At 64.6% G+C, this 13,745-nt stretch carries 15 protein-coding genes; 4 read left to right on the forward strand and 11 right to left on the reverse strand.

Annotated elements, in window-relative coordinates:
* Positions 1-99 precede the first annotated feature (99 nt).
* Positions 100-876 (reverse strand): class I SAM-dependent methyltransferase, encoded by a 777-nt coding sequence (locus MJ643_RS13720; protein ID WP_024086389.1) that lies wholly within the window; start codon positions 874-876, stop codon positions 100-102.
* A 103-nt stretch (positions 877-979) separates the two neighbouring features.
* On the opposite strand from MJ643_RS13720, the gene MJ643_RS13725 reads away from it, so the two are divergent.
* A complete protein-coding gene (locus MJ643_RS13725) occupies positions 980-1,600 on the forward strand; it encodes a hypothetical protein (protein WP_023662151.1) in 621 nt (206 codons plus the stop codon).
* A gap of 12 nt (positions 1,601-1,612) precedes the next feature.
* Here MJ643_RS13725 and MJ643_RS13730 read toward each other — a convergent pair whose 3' ends face one another.
* The 7 genes from MJ643_RS13730 to ppc all read right to left on the reverse strand — a co-directional run bounded on the left by MJ643_RS13730 (position 1,613) and on the right by ppc (position 8,837).
* Complete coding sequence (locus tag MJ643_RS13730) at positions 1,613-2,302, reverse strand: extensin family protein (RefSeq protein WP_013971229.1); 690 nt, start codon at positions 2,300-2,302, stop codon at positions 1,613-1,615.
* Complete coding sequence (locus MJ643_RS13735; RefSeq protein WP_013971228.1) at positions 2,302-3,132, reverse strand: isocitrate lyase/phosphoenolpyruvate mutase family protein; 831 nt, start codon at positions 3,130-3,132, stop codon at positions 2,302-2,304. The genes MJ643_RS13730 and MJ643_RS13735 overlap by 1 nt, the downstream gene beginning before the upstream one ends.
* A gap of 28 nt (positions 3,133-3,160) precedes the next feature.
* On the reverse strand, positions 3,161-4,030 hold the full coding sequence (locus MJ643_RS13740) for a DUF72 domain-containing protein (RefSeq protein WP_013971227.1): 870 nt from the start codon (positions 4,028-4,030) through the stop codon (positions 3,161-3,163).
* A gap of 3 nt (positions 4,031-4,033) precedes the next feature.
* On the reverse strand, positions 4,034-4,324 hold the full coding sequence (locus MJ643_RS13745; protein ID WP_013971226.1) for a hypothetical protein: 291 nt from the start codon (positions 4,322-4,324) through the stop codon (positions 4,034-4,036).
* Between the two features lie 131 nt (positions 4,325-4,455).
* Positions 4,456-5,130, reverse strand: a complete 675-nt coding sequence (gene tsaB, locus MJ643_RS13750) for a tRNA (adenosine(37)-N6)-threonylcarbamoyltransferase complex dimerization subunit type 1 TsaB (protein WP_024086388.1) — start codon at positions 5,128-5,130, stop codon at positions 4,456-4,458.
* Positions 5,131-5,301: 171 nt separating this feature from the next.
* Positions 5,302-5,952: an adenylate kinase gene (adk, locus tag MJ643_RS13755; RefSeq protein WP_003259830.1), complete on the reverse strand. Its 651-nt coding sequence runs from the start codon at positions 5,950-5,952 to the stop codon at positions 5,302-5,304.
* Positions 5,953-6,209: 257 nt separating this feature from the next.
* Positions 6,210-8,837 (reverse strand): phosphoenolpyruvate carboxylase, encoded by a 2,628-nt coding sequence (ppc, locus tag MJ643_RS13760; RefSeq protein ID WP_039612810.1) that lies wholly within the window; start codon positions 8,835-8,837, stop codon positions 6,210-6,212.
* 283 nt (positions 8,838-9,120) lie between these two features.
* On the opposite strand from ppc, the gene MJ643_RS13765 reads away from it, so the two are divergent.
* The 3 genes from MJ643_RS13765 to MJ643_RS13775 all read left to right on the forward strand — a co-directional run bounded on the left by MJ643_RS13765 (position 9,121) and on the right by MJ643_RS13775 (position 10,996).
* Positions 9,121-9,465 carry a type 1 pili tip component gene (locus MJ643_RS13765; protein ID WP_013971223.1) on the forward strand — a complete coding sequence of 115 codons (345 nt, stop codon included), beginning with the start codon at positions 9,121-9,123 and terminating at the stop codon, positions 9,463-9,465.
* Between the two features lie 275 nt (positions 9,466-9,740).
* Entirely contained in the window at positions 9,741-10,154 is a 414-nt protein-coding gene (locus tag MJ643_RS13770) for a DUF4398 domain-containing protein (RefSeq protein WP_003258911.1), read from the forward strand.
* A gap of 50 nt (positions 10,155-10,204) precedes the next feature.
* Positions 10,205-10,996 (forward strand): OmpA family protein, encoded by a 792-nt coding sequence (locus MJ643_RS13775; RefSeq protein ID WP_013971222.1) that lies wholly within the window; start codon positions 10,205-10,207, stop codon positions 10,994-10,996.
* A gap of 161 nt (positions 10,997-11,157) precedes the next feature.
* Here the strand turns inward: MJ643_RS13775 and MJ643_RS13780 are convergent, their stop codons facing one another.
* Genes MJ643_RS13780 through MJ643_RS13790 form a run of 3 tightly spaced genes read right to left on the reverse strand, consistent with a single transcriptional unit; the run spans position 11,158 to position 13,653 of the window.
* Complete coding sequence (locus MJ643_RS13780; RefSeq protein WP_013971221.1) at positions 11,158-11,484, reverse strand: hypothetical protein; 327 nt, start codon at positions 11,482-11,484, stop codon at positions 11,158-11,160.
* Positions 11,481-12,404, reverse strand: coding sequence for an alpha/beta hydrolase (locus MJ643_RS13785; protein WP_038408942.1), 924 nt, complete (start codon positions 12,402-12,404; stop codon positions 11,481-11,483). The genes MJ643_RS13780 and MJ643_RS13785 overlap by 4 nt, the downstream gene beginning before the upstream one ends.
* Positions 12,376-13,653, reverse strand: coding sequence for a flavohemoglobin expression-modulating QEGLA motif protein (locus tag MJ643_RS13790; protein WP_013971219.1), 1,278 nt, complete (start codon positions 13,651-13,653; stop codon positions 12,376-12,378). The genes MJ643_RS13785 and MJ643_RS13790 overlap by 29 nt, the downstream gene beginning before the upstream one ends.
* Positions 13,654-13,745: the final 92 nt, after the last annotated feature.

Raw genomic sequence — 13,745 nt, forward strand, 5'->3', positions numbered from 1 at the left:
GGTAAACCCGCTCCCACAGGGTCGATGTGATCTTGAAGTTTGTACAGCACCTGTGGGAGCGGGTTTACCCGCGAAGAGGCCCGAACAGGCATAGCCAAATCAGGCCTTCAGCGCCTTCTTCGGGTAAATGTCATACCGGCTCGACTTGCCCTCCAGGCTGTGGCTCGGCTTGGGCCCGTCAATGATCGGCGCCTTGCGCGGCCGCTTCACCACCACCCGGTGGCTGGCCAGCGCCAGGGCGGCTTCGAGCAGGGCCGGGGCATCCAGGTCATCACCGACCAATGGGCGGAACACACGCATTTCCTTCTTCACCAGCGCACTCTTGTCCCGGTGCGGGAACATCGGGTCGAGGTAGATCACCTGGGGCGCCTCGCCTTCCCAGGCGCGCATGCGCTCGATGGCGTTGCCGGTCAGCAGGCGCATGCGCCCCACGATCGGCCCCACCTCTTCATCCGCACGGGCCCGCGCCAGGCCGTCCTCCAGCAGCGCGGCAATCAGCGGCTGGCGTTCGATCAGGGTCATCTGGCAGCCCAGGCTGGCCAGCACGAACGCGTCCTTGCCCAGCCCGGCAGTGGCATCCAGCACCTGCGGACGCACGCCCTGGGCAATGCCCACCGCCTTGGCGATCATCTGCCCGTTGCCACCACCGAACAGGCGCCGGTGCGCGGCCTGGCCTTCGACAAAGTCCACCCGCACCGGCCCCGGTGCCTGCGGGCCCAATTGCTGGATCTGCAAGCCATCGACGCCCACCTGTACGGCAAACCCGGCAGCATCGTCCTGCAGCGGCAACTCCAGGCGCTGTGCCCACGCAGCGGCTTGCGCCTCGAATTCAGCCGACAGCGCCTCGACCCGGATACCTGTGCCCTGCTCTTCCATCATTCACACCTAGAAATTAAACCCAGCCCTTAATGTATCGGCTACTTCGGCCGATACAGGCAATATCCCGCTATTCTGCCAGAGCACAACGCGCGCGACTGCCATGTCAGATACTCTTCCCATCGGCTTGACCTACCTGTCGCCTGTCGGCAACTACAGTCAGCACAACACTCAGGCACTCGGGGGCGTCAGCCACCTGTGGCAGGATTTCTTTGCCCGGGCCATGGCCGAGCAGCAGGAAGAGCCCGTAGACAGCGTCAGCCAGTCGTTCGTGCAATACGACCAGAGCAGTGGCGAGCCGATCGGCGGCGCCCGGGCGCTAGCCCTGATCGACGCCCAGCGTGCCTGCCCGGTGCATGACACCATCGTGGCACCGCCCGAGCCACTGTTCCTGCCCAAGGCAGAACTCGAAGCCAACCTGCTGCCGCCCGCCCCCGAACCGTTCAGCGCAGTCGAGCTGATCGAGCAGCAGCGCCAGCTCGATATCAGCAACAGCTGGCTACGCCCGGTGGTGATGAGCCAAGGTCACCCGATTGCCGAGCCCGGCCCCGGCCCTGTTCCGCGCTCGCTGTTCCTGCCGATCGCCGAGTTCGAGACCAACCTGCTGGACCCGGCGCCCGAACCGTTCGATGACACCACCCTGGCCAAGCAACAGAACGACCTGGAGTTCGACATTCACTGGGCACGCCCGGTGGTGCTTAACAACGTGCGCGCCCACGCCTGAACGCGCCCAGGCTCAGCGACAGATCTGCCAGCGGCCCATGTCCACATGAAAGTGGTTGTGGTGTGCAGCGTTGTAGTCCGGCCCAAGTACCGTGCTGAAGCTGTCACAAGCCGCCCGCTGCACCTGACGAAGGAATTCCGCTTTCTGCCCGCCCGCCTGCCAGTCCCGCGCAAGGACGATGCGCTGGCCGTCTCGCAGGCGAAAGCCACTGATGTCCAGGGCATCGGCCGTGGCGTGCTGGCTCAGCCGGCCCTGCTTGCGGTGGTAGACATTGCGGCAGGCAAAACTGCCCAGGTGGTCGACCTGAGCCACCGACTGCCCCAACACCCGTTGCGCCACAGGCTGCAGGCCATGGTTTTCGAACAGTGCATACGCCACTGCCAACGGACAACTGGCCAGGAAGCTGCCGCCGAGCCGCGCCTGACCACCGTCGATACGCCATACATTCCGCAATGGGCAGTTGGCAGTAGCCGAACTGTCGGCTTGTGCCCGGTAGCGCAGTTGGCTGGTTTGAAGTGCCAGGCGACACAGCGTCGGGTCATCGCGAAGGCGGGACAACTTGTATGGGGTCAGCAGGTTGGGGGGCTGACGCACGTCCAGCGGCGCCCACGGGTTCCACGCGGCGGGCAGCCGCCAACCCAGGTGCCAGGCCAGCCCCGCAAGCAGCGACAGGCTGGCCAGCAACGCCAGCACGGCCCTCATCAGCGGCGGAACAGGTCGTTGAGTTGTGCGAACGGCAGCGCCTGCTCCCCATAGCCGAAGGTGCCCTCATCGCGAATCTCCAGCGCGGCACGGTGGAAGGCCCCCAACGCGGCACGGGCAAGCGACGAGCCGACGCTGATGCGGCGTACACCCAGGTCCTGCAACTGGTTGACGCTCAGCGGCACGCCCGCCATGCCCATCAGCACATTCACCGGCCGTGGCGCGACGGCCTGCACCACCGCGCGGATTTCCTCGACAGTACGCAGCCCTGGCGCGTAGAGCACATCAGCACCGGCCTCGGCATAGGCCTGCAAGCGCCGGATGGTGTCGTCCAGGTCCATGCGCCCGTGCAGCAGGTTCTCTGCCCGGGCGCACAGGGTGAACGGGAACGACAGGCTACGCGCTGCCTGCACAGCTGCACGAATGCGCTCCACGGCCAGCCCGAAGTCGTAGATGGGCGCTTCACTGCGGCCACTGGCATCTTCGATGGAACCGCCTACCAGGCCACCCTCGGCAGCGCGCAGGATGGTCTGGGCACAATCTTCGGGCAGGTCACCAAAGCCGTTCTCCAAGTCGGCAGCCACCGGCAGCGGGGTGGCATCGACGATCTCCCCGGCATTATCAAGGGTATCGTCCAGGCTCAAGGCGCCTTCGGCGTCCGGACGGCCCAGGCTGAAAGCCAGGCCTGCACTGGTGGTGGCCAGCGCCTCGAAGCCCAGGCTGGCCAGCAACTTGGCCGAGCCGGCATCCCACGGGTTGGGGATGACGAAGGCGCTGTCGCGCTCGTGCAGGGCCTTGAAGGCTTCGGCTCGCAGGGTTTGCACATCCATGGTTCAACCTCCGGCAGTCAGGGGAAGGTCAGAGTAGCCCCAATTGTTCGACCTCGGGGGTGCGCGGCAATTCCGGCAACGCGGCAAGGCCCGGCAGGCGCTGCATCAGGCGTTGATGAAAGCGCTGGGCCAGTGCCGCGGCCAGGCGATTGTCCGAGGTATGCAGGAAGATGTAGGGGTTGCGGCCTTCCTCGATCCAGGCGGCGACCTTGTCCACCCAGGGGGTAAGAAAGGCCTCGTTGGCCTCCAGCTGCGGGTGGCCGATGAAGCGCACCTGCGGGTGCTGGCTGAAGGCTGCCGGGCGTGGCGGTACCTTGGGCTTCTTCGCCTGCGCATGCAGCACGGCAGGTTCACGAGAGGTGCAGCTGAACAAGGCGCGCGGGTCCAGGCAGATACGTTCCACGCCACGCTCATGCAGCAGGCGGTTTAGCAACCGCTCTTCTTCACCCTTGGCGAAGAAAGCCTGGTTGCGCACCTCCACGGCCACCGGCACTCCGACTTCGTCAAGGAAGTGGCAAAGCTCGCCCAGCCGTGCGGGGCTGAACTGGGCCGGCAACTGTAGCCAGTACGGCGCTACGCGCTGGCCCAGCGGGGCCATCAGGCGGGTGAAGTCAAAGGCCGGTTCCAGCTGATCACGCAGGTCGCCTTCATGGCTGATGTCCCGGGGGAACTTGGCAGTGAAGCGAAAGTGTTCGGGCATGATCTGCGCCCAGCGCGCAATGGTGCCGGGTGCGGGACGTGCGTAGAAAGTGGTATTGCCCTCGACGGCGTTGAACACCTGGCTGTAGTAGCCGAGCATTTCACCGCTGTTGGCGTCGGCGGGATACAGGTAGTCGCGCCAGGCGTTTTCGCTCCATGACGGGCAACCGAGAAAATAAGGCAGTGGTGATGGACTCATCCACTAAATGTACAGGTCGAGCCCCAGTACTTCCATGTCCCAGTCGGTAAAACCGGCAGTGCTCAGGTAGCTGGCCAATGCGGTAGCGGTGCGGCGGTCACGGGCGCGGGGGAAAATCATGTCCTGCTGGCGGGCTGGCAGGCCATCGCTGCGACGGCGGGCGGTGGCTTCCTGAGGGGCAGTTTCGACCTCCTCGATCACCTCGGCATCATCGATGGCCTCGTCACGTACCGCTGCCTTGCGCGGGGTGCGCTTGATCGGATAGGACTGCGATGAGAAACCGTCGATACGCATGGCATGAGCACTCAGAACCAATGATGGCAATTTAGCAGCATCAGGGTTCCATCGCTAATGCTCGAGTGATAACTGGACCACAGATCGCGCAAAAGGTTTTAGTGTCATCGGCGATAACCGACGAACAACACTCAGCGCTTCTTGGGTGTCGCTACATTATCGCGCAGGTAGACCGGTTGCGCCTGTTCGGCAACGATCGCCTCGCCGCGTGCCCAGGCAAAGCTGGCCAGGCTAAGGATGTCCAGGGCGTTGGGCAAGGCACTGGCATTGCTGGCGGCCACCTGCACCGCCAGGCGCTCGGCATAGCCCCAACCGGTACCGGCACCGAACCACTCGCCAGCGCTGCCCGCCGGCAGCGCCACCTGCTCGGGCGGCAGCACTGCCTCCTGGCCGACCAGGCGCATTTCACCTTCGGCGGCCTGATAGCAGCCCCAATACACTTCATCCATGCGCGCGTCAATGGCGGCCGCCACTTGCTGTACACCGTGTTCGCGCAGCGCGCCCTGGGCCAGTGCGGCCAGGTTGGACACCGGCAAAACCGGGCGTTCCAGTGCGAAGGCCAGGCCCTGGACCACCCCGATGGCAATGCGCACGCCGGTGAAAGCGCCCGGGCCACGGCCAAAGGCGATGGCATCCAGCGCATTCAGCGTCACGCCGGACTCGGCCAGCAGCTGCTTGATCATCGGCAGCAGCTTCTGGGCATGCATGCGCGGGATCACCTCGTAATGGCTGGTTACCTTGCCGTCATGCAGCAGTGCGACGGAACAGGCTTCGGTGGCGGTATCCAGGGCCAGGAGGGTGGTCATCGAACGGGTATCCAGGTACAAGGGGGAAAAGAGCGGCAGTATAGAGCAGCGGCGGCGTTGTGTCCCGAAGGGGCAGCTGTACGGCCCTTTGACGCGGTCTCTGTGGGAGCGCGACCCACAAACGACAACGGCCCGCAAGCGGGCCGTTGTCGAGGTGCGTCGGGTGCTGGATCAGCTCAGGGCTGCCAGGACCTTGGCGGTGATGGCTTCGACCGAGCCGACGCCTTCGATGTGGCTGTACTTCGGCTTGCCGGCATTGGCGGCCGACAGCTTCTGGTAGAAGTCCACCAGCGGCTTGGTCTGGCTGTGGTAAACCGACAGGCGATGGCGAACGGTCTCTTCCTTGTCGTCATCACGCTGGATCAGGTCTTCACCCGTCTCGTCGTCCTTGCCTTCCACTTTCGGCGGGTTGTACTGAATGTGGTAGGTGCGGCCCGAAGCCAGGTGCACGCGGCGGCCAGCCATGCGGCCGACGATTTCTTCGTCGTCCACGGCGATTTCGACCACGGCGTCGATGTCGACACCGGCAGCGACCATGGCTTCGGCTTGCGGGATGGTGCGTGGGAAGCCGTCGAACAGGCAGCCCTTGGCGCAATCAGGCTGGGCGATGCGCTCCTTGACCAGGCTGATGATCAACTCGTCGGAGACCAGCTGGCCGGCATCCATGACTTTCTTCAGTTCCAGGCCCAGCGGGGTACCAGCCTTGACGGCGGCACGCAGCATGTCACCGGTGGAAATCTGGGGGATACCGAACTTTTCGGTGATGAACTTTGCCTGAGTACCTTTACCGGCCCCGGGAGCTCCCAGCAGAATTACGCGCATCTCGTGCTCCTCAAATTTTGTTATGAAATTCAATGGATTCGGCAACCAGGGCCAAGTCCGGAAAATCGGGTATGACCATAAATCGGTCAGAAGGCTGCTCAAGATACACAGCGCCCGGCAGCCAGACAAGCGTCCCAAAGTTGCAGGATTGCGCCACCTACGGCTGGCCTGGCAGGCGGTTGCGCCCGGCGCAACCACCCTCTTCGCCCACTTGCATCCCCCGCACGGCACCTGCCCTGTGCGCCCCGGGCCTACCTTCAGCCGGTATTGCGCAGGCCGGCTGCGATACCCGCCACAGTCACCAGCAAGGCCTGCTCCAACGGGCTGTCCAGAGCGGCTTCGCGGCTGCGCGAGCGGGCCAGCAACTCGGCCTGCAGGCGGTGCAACGGGTCCAGGTAGGTATTGCGCAGGCTGATGAATTCCAGCGTCTCGGGGCTGTGCGCCAGTAGCACCGGCTGCCCGGTAAGGCCCAGTACCACCTGGCACGACTGCGACAATAGGTCGCGCAGGTGCGCACCCAAAGGCAGCAGGTGAGGTTGCACTAGACGTTCGTCGTAGGCCTCGGCGATCTGCGCATCGGCCTTGGCCAGCACCATCTCGAGCATGTCGATGCGGGTGCGGAAGAACGGCCATTGCTCGCGCATCTGCGCCAGCAGTTCACCCTGGCCACGCGCCAGTGCATTGTTCAATGCCGTTTCCCAACCAAGCCAGGCTGGCAGCATCAGGCGGGTCTGGGTCCAGCCGAAAATCCACGGGATGGCCCGCAGGCTTTCGATGCCACCGGCGCGGCGCTTGGCCGGTCGGCTGCCCAGCGGCAGGCGCCCCAGTTCCTGCTCCGGGGTGGACTGGCGGAAATACTCTACAAAATCGGGGTTCTCCCGCACCACGCCGCGGTAGGCCTTGACGCCATCGGCGGCCAGTTGGTCCATCACCTCGCGCCAGGCCGGCTGCGGTGGTGGCGGTGGCAACAAGGTGGCCTCCAGCACCGCAGCCAGATACAGGTTCAGGTTCTGCTCGGCGATGCCCGGCAAACCGAACTTGAAGCGGATCATCTCGCCCTGCTCGGTGGTGCGGAAGCGCCCCGCCACCGACCCTGGTGGCTGCGACAGGATCGCTGCGTGGGCCGGGCCGCCGCCGCGGCCTACCGTGCCGCCACGGCCGTGGAACAGCAGCAATTCGACCTGGTGCTCGGCGCAGATACGCACCAGGTTTTCCTGGGCCCGGTACTGCGCCCAGGCCGCAGCCGTGGTACCAGCGTCCTTGGCCGAGTCGGAATAGCCGATCATCACTTCCTGCGGGCCGCGCAGGTTCGCACGGTAGCCTGGCAGGCCGAGCAGGCGCTGCATCACCGGGCCGGCATTGTCGAGGTCGGCCAGGGTCTCGAACAGCGGCACCACGCGCATGGGCCGAGTCAGGCCGGCCTCCTTGAGCAGCAACTGCACCGCCAGCACATCCGAGGCAGCACCGGCCATCGAGATGACGTAAGAGCCCAGCGAGGCGGCCGGCGCAGCGGCAATTTCCCGGCAGGTGGCCAGTACCTCGGCGGTATCGGCCTGCGGCTTGAAGTGCGCGGGCAGCAGTGGCCGGCGGTTTTTCAGCTCGGCCTGGAGGAACTCGATGCGCTGCTCTTCATCCCAGTCGGCATAACGCCCCAAGCCCAGGTAGTCGGTAATCTCGCTCAACGCATCACGGTGGCGAGCGGCGTCCTGGCGCACGTCCAGGCGGCCCAGGAACAGGCCAAAGGTCACGGCGCGGCGCAGGCAGTCGAGCAACGGGCCTTCGGCGATCACACCCATGCCGCAGGCGTGCAGGGACTGGTAGCACAGCTCCAGCGGCGCGATCAGGTCGCGGTTGTCCACCAGCACCTCGGCGCTGGCCGGCTGGCTGCTGGTCAATGCCGAATGCGCCCACGCGCGCGTTGCTCGCAGGCGATCGCGCAGTTGCTTGAGCAGGGAGCGGTAGGGTTCGGCACTGTCGCCGACCTGCTCACGCAGCGCATCGTCCGCCTGCTGCATGGACAACTCGGAAGCCAGCGCATCGATGTCGCGCAGGAACAGGTCGGCAGCCATCCAGCGCGCCAGCAGCAGGACTTCGCGGGTGACCGCTGCGGTCACGTTGGGGTTGCCATCACGGTCACCGCCCATCCACGAGGCGAAGCGGATCGGCGCCGCTTCCAGCGGCAGGCGCAGGCCGGTAGCCTCCAGCAGGGCCTTGTCGACCTTGCGCAAGTGGCTGGGAATGGCGTGCCACAGCGAATGCTCGATTACCGCAAAGCCCCACTTGGCTTCATCTACCGGCGTCGGTCGGGTGCGGCGGATTTCTTCGGTGTGCCAGGCCTCGGCGATCAGCCGGCGCAAGCGCTCGCGCACCTGCTGGCGTTCCCCCGGGGTCAGGTCGCGGTGGTCCTGGGCAGCCAGTTGGCCGGCGATGGCGTCGTACTTCTGGATCAGGGTGCGGCGGGCCACTTCGGTGGGGTGAGCGGTGAGTACCAGCTGGATGTCGAGCTTGGCCAATTGCCGGGCCAGGGCATCATTGCTGTGCCCGGCCTGCTTCAGGCGCGCCAGCAACTCGGGCAGCACCCGGGCCTCGAACGGCTCGGGCTGGTCGGCGTCGCGGCGGCGGATCAACTGGTACTGCTCGGCCATGTTGGCCAGGTTGAGGAACTGGTTGAAGGCCCTGGCCACGGGCAGCAAGTCTTCATCGGCCAGGTCCGCCAGGGTCGAGCTCAGTTGCTCGCCGGCGCTACGGCGGTCGGCCTTGGCACTGTGACGGATGTCTTCGATCTTCTGCAGGAACGCCTCGCCATGCTGCAGGCGAATGGTATCGCCAAGCAGTTCACCCAACACATGGACATCTTCACGCAAACGCACATCGATATCGGTCATTGGCCCTCTCTCCGGCGCGGCTCTGGCGCATTGCATCCCTTTTTCAGCCCTTACGCGATCCCCTGTGGGAGCGGGTTCACCCGCGAAGCATCCAGCGCGGTGCCTGGCACCGGCTGCGCCGGTGTTCGCGGGTGAACCCGCTCCCACAGGGGGGCTCGGTATTCGCCCCAAGAGTGCCCACAGCCAGGCGCCGATGGCAAGCCGTGATCGGCCAAAGCAAACTAAAGTGAAAGCACGACACTCCCATGCATTGCAGCCCTTTCAGGCGTCAACAGAGGTCAGCATGAAAATCCGTGAACTCGCCCAGCACTGGGAACAGAATGCCGCCGGCACCCTCAGCCCCACGGGCCATGTCCTGCATCTGGACCTTGAGTCCGAAGCGCGCCTGGCCGCGCTGATCGACATGTACCCCAAGCGCACCGCCGAGGAACTGCTCGGTGAGCTCGTCGCGGCAGCCCTCGAGGAACTGGAAGCCAGCTTCCCCTATGTGCAAGGCCGCCAGGTCATTGCCACCGACGAGGAAGGCGACCCGCTGTACGAGGACATCGGCCCTACTCCGCGCTTTCTGTCACTGTCGCGACAGCATCTGCACGCCCTGAGCAACCCAGCAGCCGACAGCGAGAAGTAACCGGCCGCCCCCGCTCCGGGCCTGGCAAAGGCCCGGAATACCGCTACGCCCCGCGAAAGTTCCAGGCGAATCGCACTGACCGATTAGTCAGAAATAGTTATCCGCTCAAGATGATTTTTTCTGAACTATCCGAAAAACGCGTCAGTCACAGCCAATAGCCATCACGCTAAAACCCTGCACACCTGCCGTTGTGCACCGTTGAGCTGAAGCGCGTGCACGTGTCAGGGAACGAGCGATGGACTGCTACGGACAACGTCGTAAACAGGAGTGATCCAATGGAACTGACCACCAAGAACACCCGCATCTACAAACCCTCATCCACTCATGTGCGCGGGTTCAAGCTGGCAGCGCTGGCCTTGGGCAGCAGCCTGGTCCTGGCCGGCTGTGCGGGCAACCCGCCCACCGAGCAGTATGCAGTCACCCAGTCCGCCGTGAACTCGGCCGTCAGCGCTGGCGGCACCGAGTTCGCCGCCGTGGAAATGAAAGCGGCCCAGGACAAGTTCAAGCAGGCCGAGATCGCCATGCATGACAAGAAGTACGACGACGCCAGGCGCCTGGCCGAACAGGCCGAATGGGACGCCCGCCTCGCCGAACGCAAGGCCCAGGCGGCCAAGGCCCAGAAGGCCGTGCAGGATGCCCGCCAGGGCGTTCAGGACGTACGTGAGGAAGGCCTGCGCAGCGCTCAGTGAGCCCTGCCCTGCCCACCTCGGTCTTCGCACACGATCAAAGGATGAACACTATGCGCAACTACGTCATGATTCCCGCCCTGCTGGCCCTGAGCGTCGGCCTTGCCGCCTGCTCGCACGACCCTAACGCCAACCTCGAATCGGCCCGCACCAACTTCTCCTCGCTGCAGAGCGACCCGCAATCGAGCAAGGTTGCGGCGCTGGAGACCAAGGACGCCCAGGACTGGCTGAACAAGGCCGACAAGGCCTACATGGACCGTGAAGACGAGAAGAAGGTCGACCAATTGGCCTACCTGACCAACCAGCGCGTCGAAGTGGCCAAGCAGACCATCGCCCTGCGCACTGCCGAAAGCGAACTGAAAAACGCTTCGGCCCAGCGCGCCCAGGCCAAGCTTGACGCACGCGACGCACAGATCGCCAAGCTGCAGGACAGCCTCAACGCCAAGCAGACCGACCGCGGCACGCTGGTCACCTTCGGAGACGTGCTGTTCGACTTCAACAAGGCCGAACTCAAGAGCAACGCCTACCCGAACGTCACCAAGCTGGCGCAATTCCTCCAGGAAAACCCGGAACGCAAGGTGATCGTCGAGGGTTACACCGACAGCGTCGGCTCGGCCAACTACAACCAGGGCCTGTCAGAGCGCCGCGCCAACAGCGTACGCATGGCACTGGTACGTGCCGGCGTCGACCCGGCCCGCATCGTCGCCCAGGGCTATGGCAAGGAGTACCCGGTAGCGGACAACTCGAGCAATTCGGGGCGTGCGCAGAACCGCCGGGTGGAGGTGACCATCTCCAACGACAACCAGCCGGTGGCACCTCGCTCTGTGAGCCAGGTACAGCGGTAAGGCTGGCTAGCTGAACTGACAAGCCCCGCGATCGAAGCGGGGCTTTCTTTTGCCTGTTCCGACCCTTTCGCGGCTGAAGCCGCTCCCACAGGGACTGGCGCGGTCCCTGTAGGAGCGGCTTTAGCCGCGAAAGGGCCAGCACAGGCAGCAGAGATAATGGCTCACTGCACCTGCTGCGGCGTTTCCTCGCCCATGCAACGCACAGCACGCTTGCGGTTGTCCACCAGCACCCCTGTCAGGCCTTTCTGCTGGGTATCGAACAGCACCAACACGCCGTCGACGCACTGGGCCATTTGTGGCGCCGGGTCCAGCGAGACCTTGTAGTCCTCGCCGGGGATGGTCTTGAGCATGGTGAAGTCCTGCAGCAACAGGGCATCTTCGGGCTTGGCGAAATGCAGGTAACCGTAGTACCACAAGGCCCCCACCGTCACGATGATGCTGCCGACACCGGTCAGGATCAGCGGGATGGCGTTGCGTTCTTCACTCATTGCTTGTTCTTCTCGTCAGGGTAATTGGGCACTTCGGCCAGCCGCCGCAGGCCGTTGAAATGGCTGGGGTCGTCGAGGAAACGCAGCATCACCTGGCGCCAGGTCGGGTCGGCGAAGGTCTGCACGTGGCCACCACGGGTCAGTTGCAGCACCCGCGGCGCTGGCGCGTGCTGGTACAGGCGGATTCCGTTGTCCATCGGCACCAGGGTATCGTCGATGCTGTGGAAGAACAGCTTGGGCGGGCTGCTCAGCTGCTCGATCGAGCGGATCGCGCTGTCACCGTCCGGCACCAGCCACGACAGCGGCACCTGCAGCGGCCAGGTCATCCACGAGGTGCTGAGGGCAAAGCGCCCGACCGCACGGTAACTGGCCGGCACACCGTCGAATACCAAAGCACTGAAACGCTGGCGCTGCTCCGGGTGGGCCGCCAGGTAGTGAATGGCCATGGCCCCGCCAAGGCTCTGCCCCAGCAGCACCAGCGGCTTGCCCTTGACTTCGGGCGCCTGCTCCAGCCAGGCCATGGCCGCGGCGATGTCCTGGTACACCTCGGGCAGGCTCGGCTCGCCCTGGGACAGGCCATAGCCGCGGTAATCGATCATCAACACCTGGTAGCCCTGCTCCGGCAGCCAGTAGCTGCCGCCCAGGTGCCCAGGCAGGTTGCCGCCATTGCCATGCAGGTGCAGCACCGTGCCCTTGACCTCCACCCCGGCCTTGGCCGGCAACCACCAGCCGTGCAGGCGGATGCCATCAGCAGTGATCAAGGTGACATCGCGGTACTCGAGCCTGGCCCGCTCGGGCGTGAACGGCTGGCCGCGCTCGGGATAGAACAGCAAGCTGCTGCAACCGCCCAGGCCCAGCAGGATCAAACCCAGGGCCAGCAGGCGGCAGCACTCAGAGAATGTTCGCGTAATCGGCTTCAATACGGTCCAGGCTCAGGTGGTTGAGGAAGTTGGAGAAGCACATCCAGGCCGACAGCGCATTGAGGTCGCGGAACTGCTCGGGCAGATACTTGGGCGGCTCGACCAGGCCTTCCTCGACCAGCTGTCGCAGGGTACGCATGTCTTCCAGGGTGGTCTTGCCACAGAACAGCAACGGGATCTGTTCGAGCTTGCCCTTCTTCACGGCCAACTGAATGTAGTTGTAAACCATGATGAAGCCTTTGAGGTAGGACAAGTCCTTGGTAAATGGCAGGCCATTGGGCACCGACCCGCGGAACACACGGCTGGCGTTGCTGTAGCTCTGCGCCATCTCGAACCCCTGCTCGCGGAAGAAGTTGTAGATCTGCATGAAATCGGCACCCTCCTCGACCATGTGGATGGCGCGGGTGCGGTTGGTGAGCTTGCGCAGGCGGCTGGGGTAGGAGGCGAAGGCGATCACCTCCATGAGGATGGCCAGGCCTTCCTGGGTGACCGTCGACGAGGGCGGGCCCTTGGCCAGGAAGGTACAGATCGGCTGGTTCAGGCCGTTGAGCGTGGTGCCGACATGCACCAGCCCTTCGTGCACCTCCAGGGCGCGCACGTCACGGGAGTTGAACATGGCGTCGGCACGCACCTTGATGTAGTCGGCCCCGGCCGCGGCATCGGCGACGATACCGTCGGACTCGAACACACGGATGGTCTCCTCGGCCTCGCCGAATACCTTGTTCAACCGGTGCTGGAGGATTTCCACGGCTTCCTTGGCAGTGAGGTTCTTCGGCTCGTCCTTGAGGTCGCCACGGCCATCGATGTTGTTCAGGTAGTCCGACAGCATCAGGCCAAGGTCGGCCAAGGTCGGATCACCAGCGTGGAAGGCATCCGAGGCAGCGCCGTACAGTTCCTGGGAGATCAGCCCGAAATCCTCGGTGCCACGCGCTTCGAGCATGCGCACCACCATGCGGTATTCGCGGCACATGCGCTTCATGATCTGCCCGACCGGGTTGAACTGGCCGAGCTGGCGAATGATGTCGCGCTCGATGCCCTGAAACTCGGCCTTTACCGCGCTGGAATCGAACGCCAGCGGGCGCGACTGGTAGTAGGCACGGTCGACAGCCGGCGGCTCCTTGCCCTTGGCCTTGAGGAACCCCTGGCGGATGTTGTCGTCCCACTTCACCGCGTCCAGAACCCGGATCGGGGTCTGCGCCGCAACGATGCGGTCGGACAGGGCACGGATGGTTTGCTGGTATTCGTCCACCGGGGACTCCTTTCTAGTACAAGAAACCTGTACCGGCCTCTTCGCGGCTAAAGCCGCTCCCACAGGTACTGCATCAGGCTCGAAACCGGTGC

Origin of the sequence: Pseudomonas sp. PNPG3 (assembly GCF_023093815.1) — a bacterium.
Classification (GTDB): Bacteria; Pseudomonadota; Gammaproteobacteria; order Pseudomonadales; family Pseudomonadaceae; genus Aquipseudomonas; species Aquipseudomonas asiatica.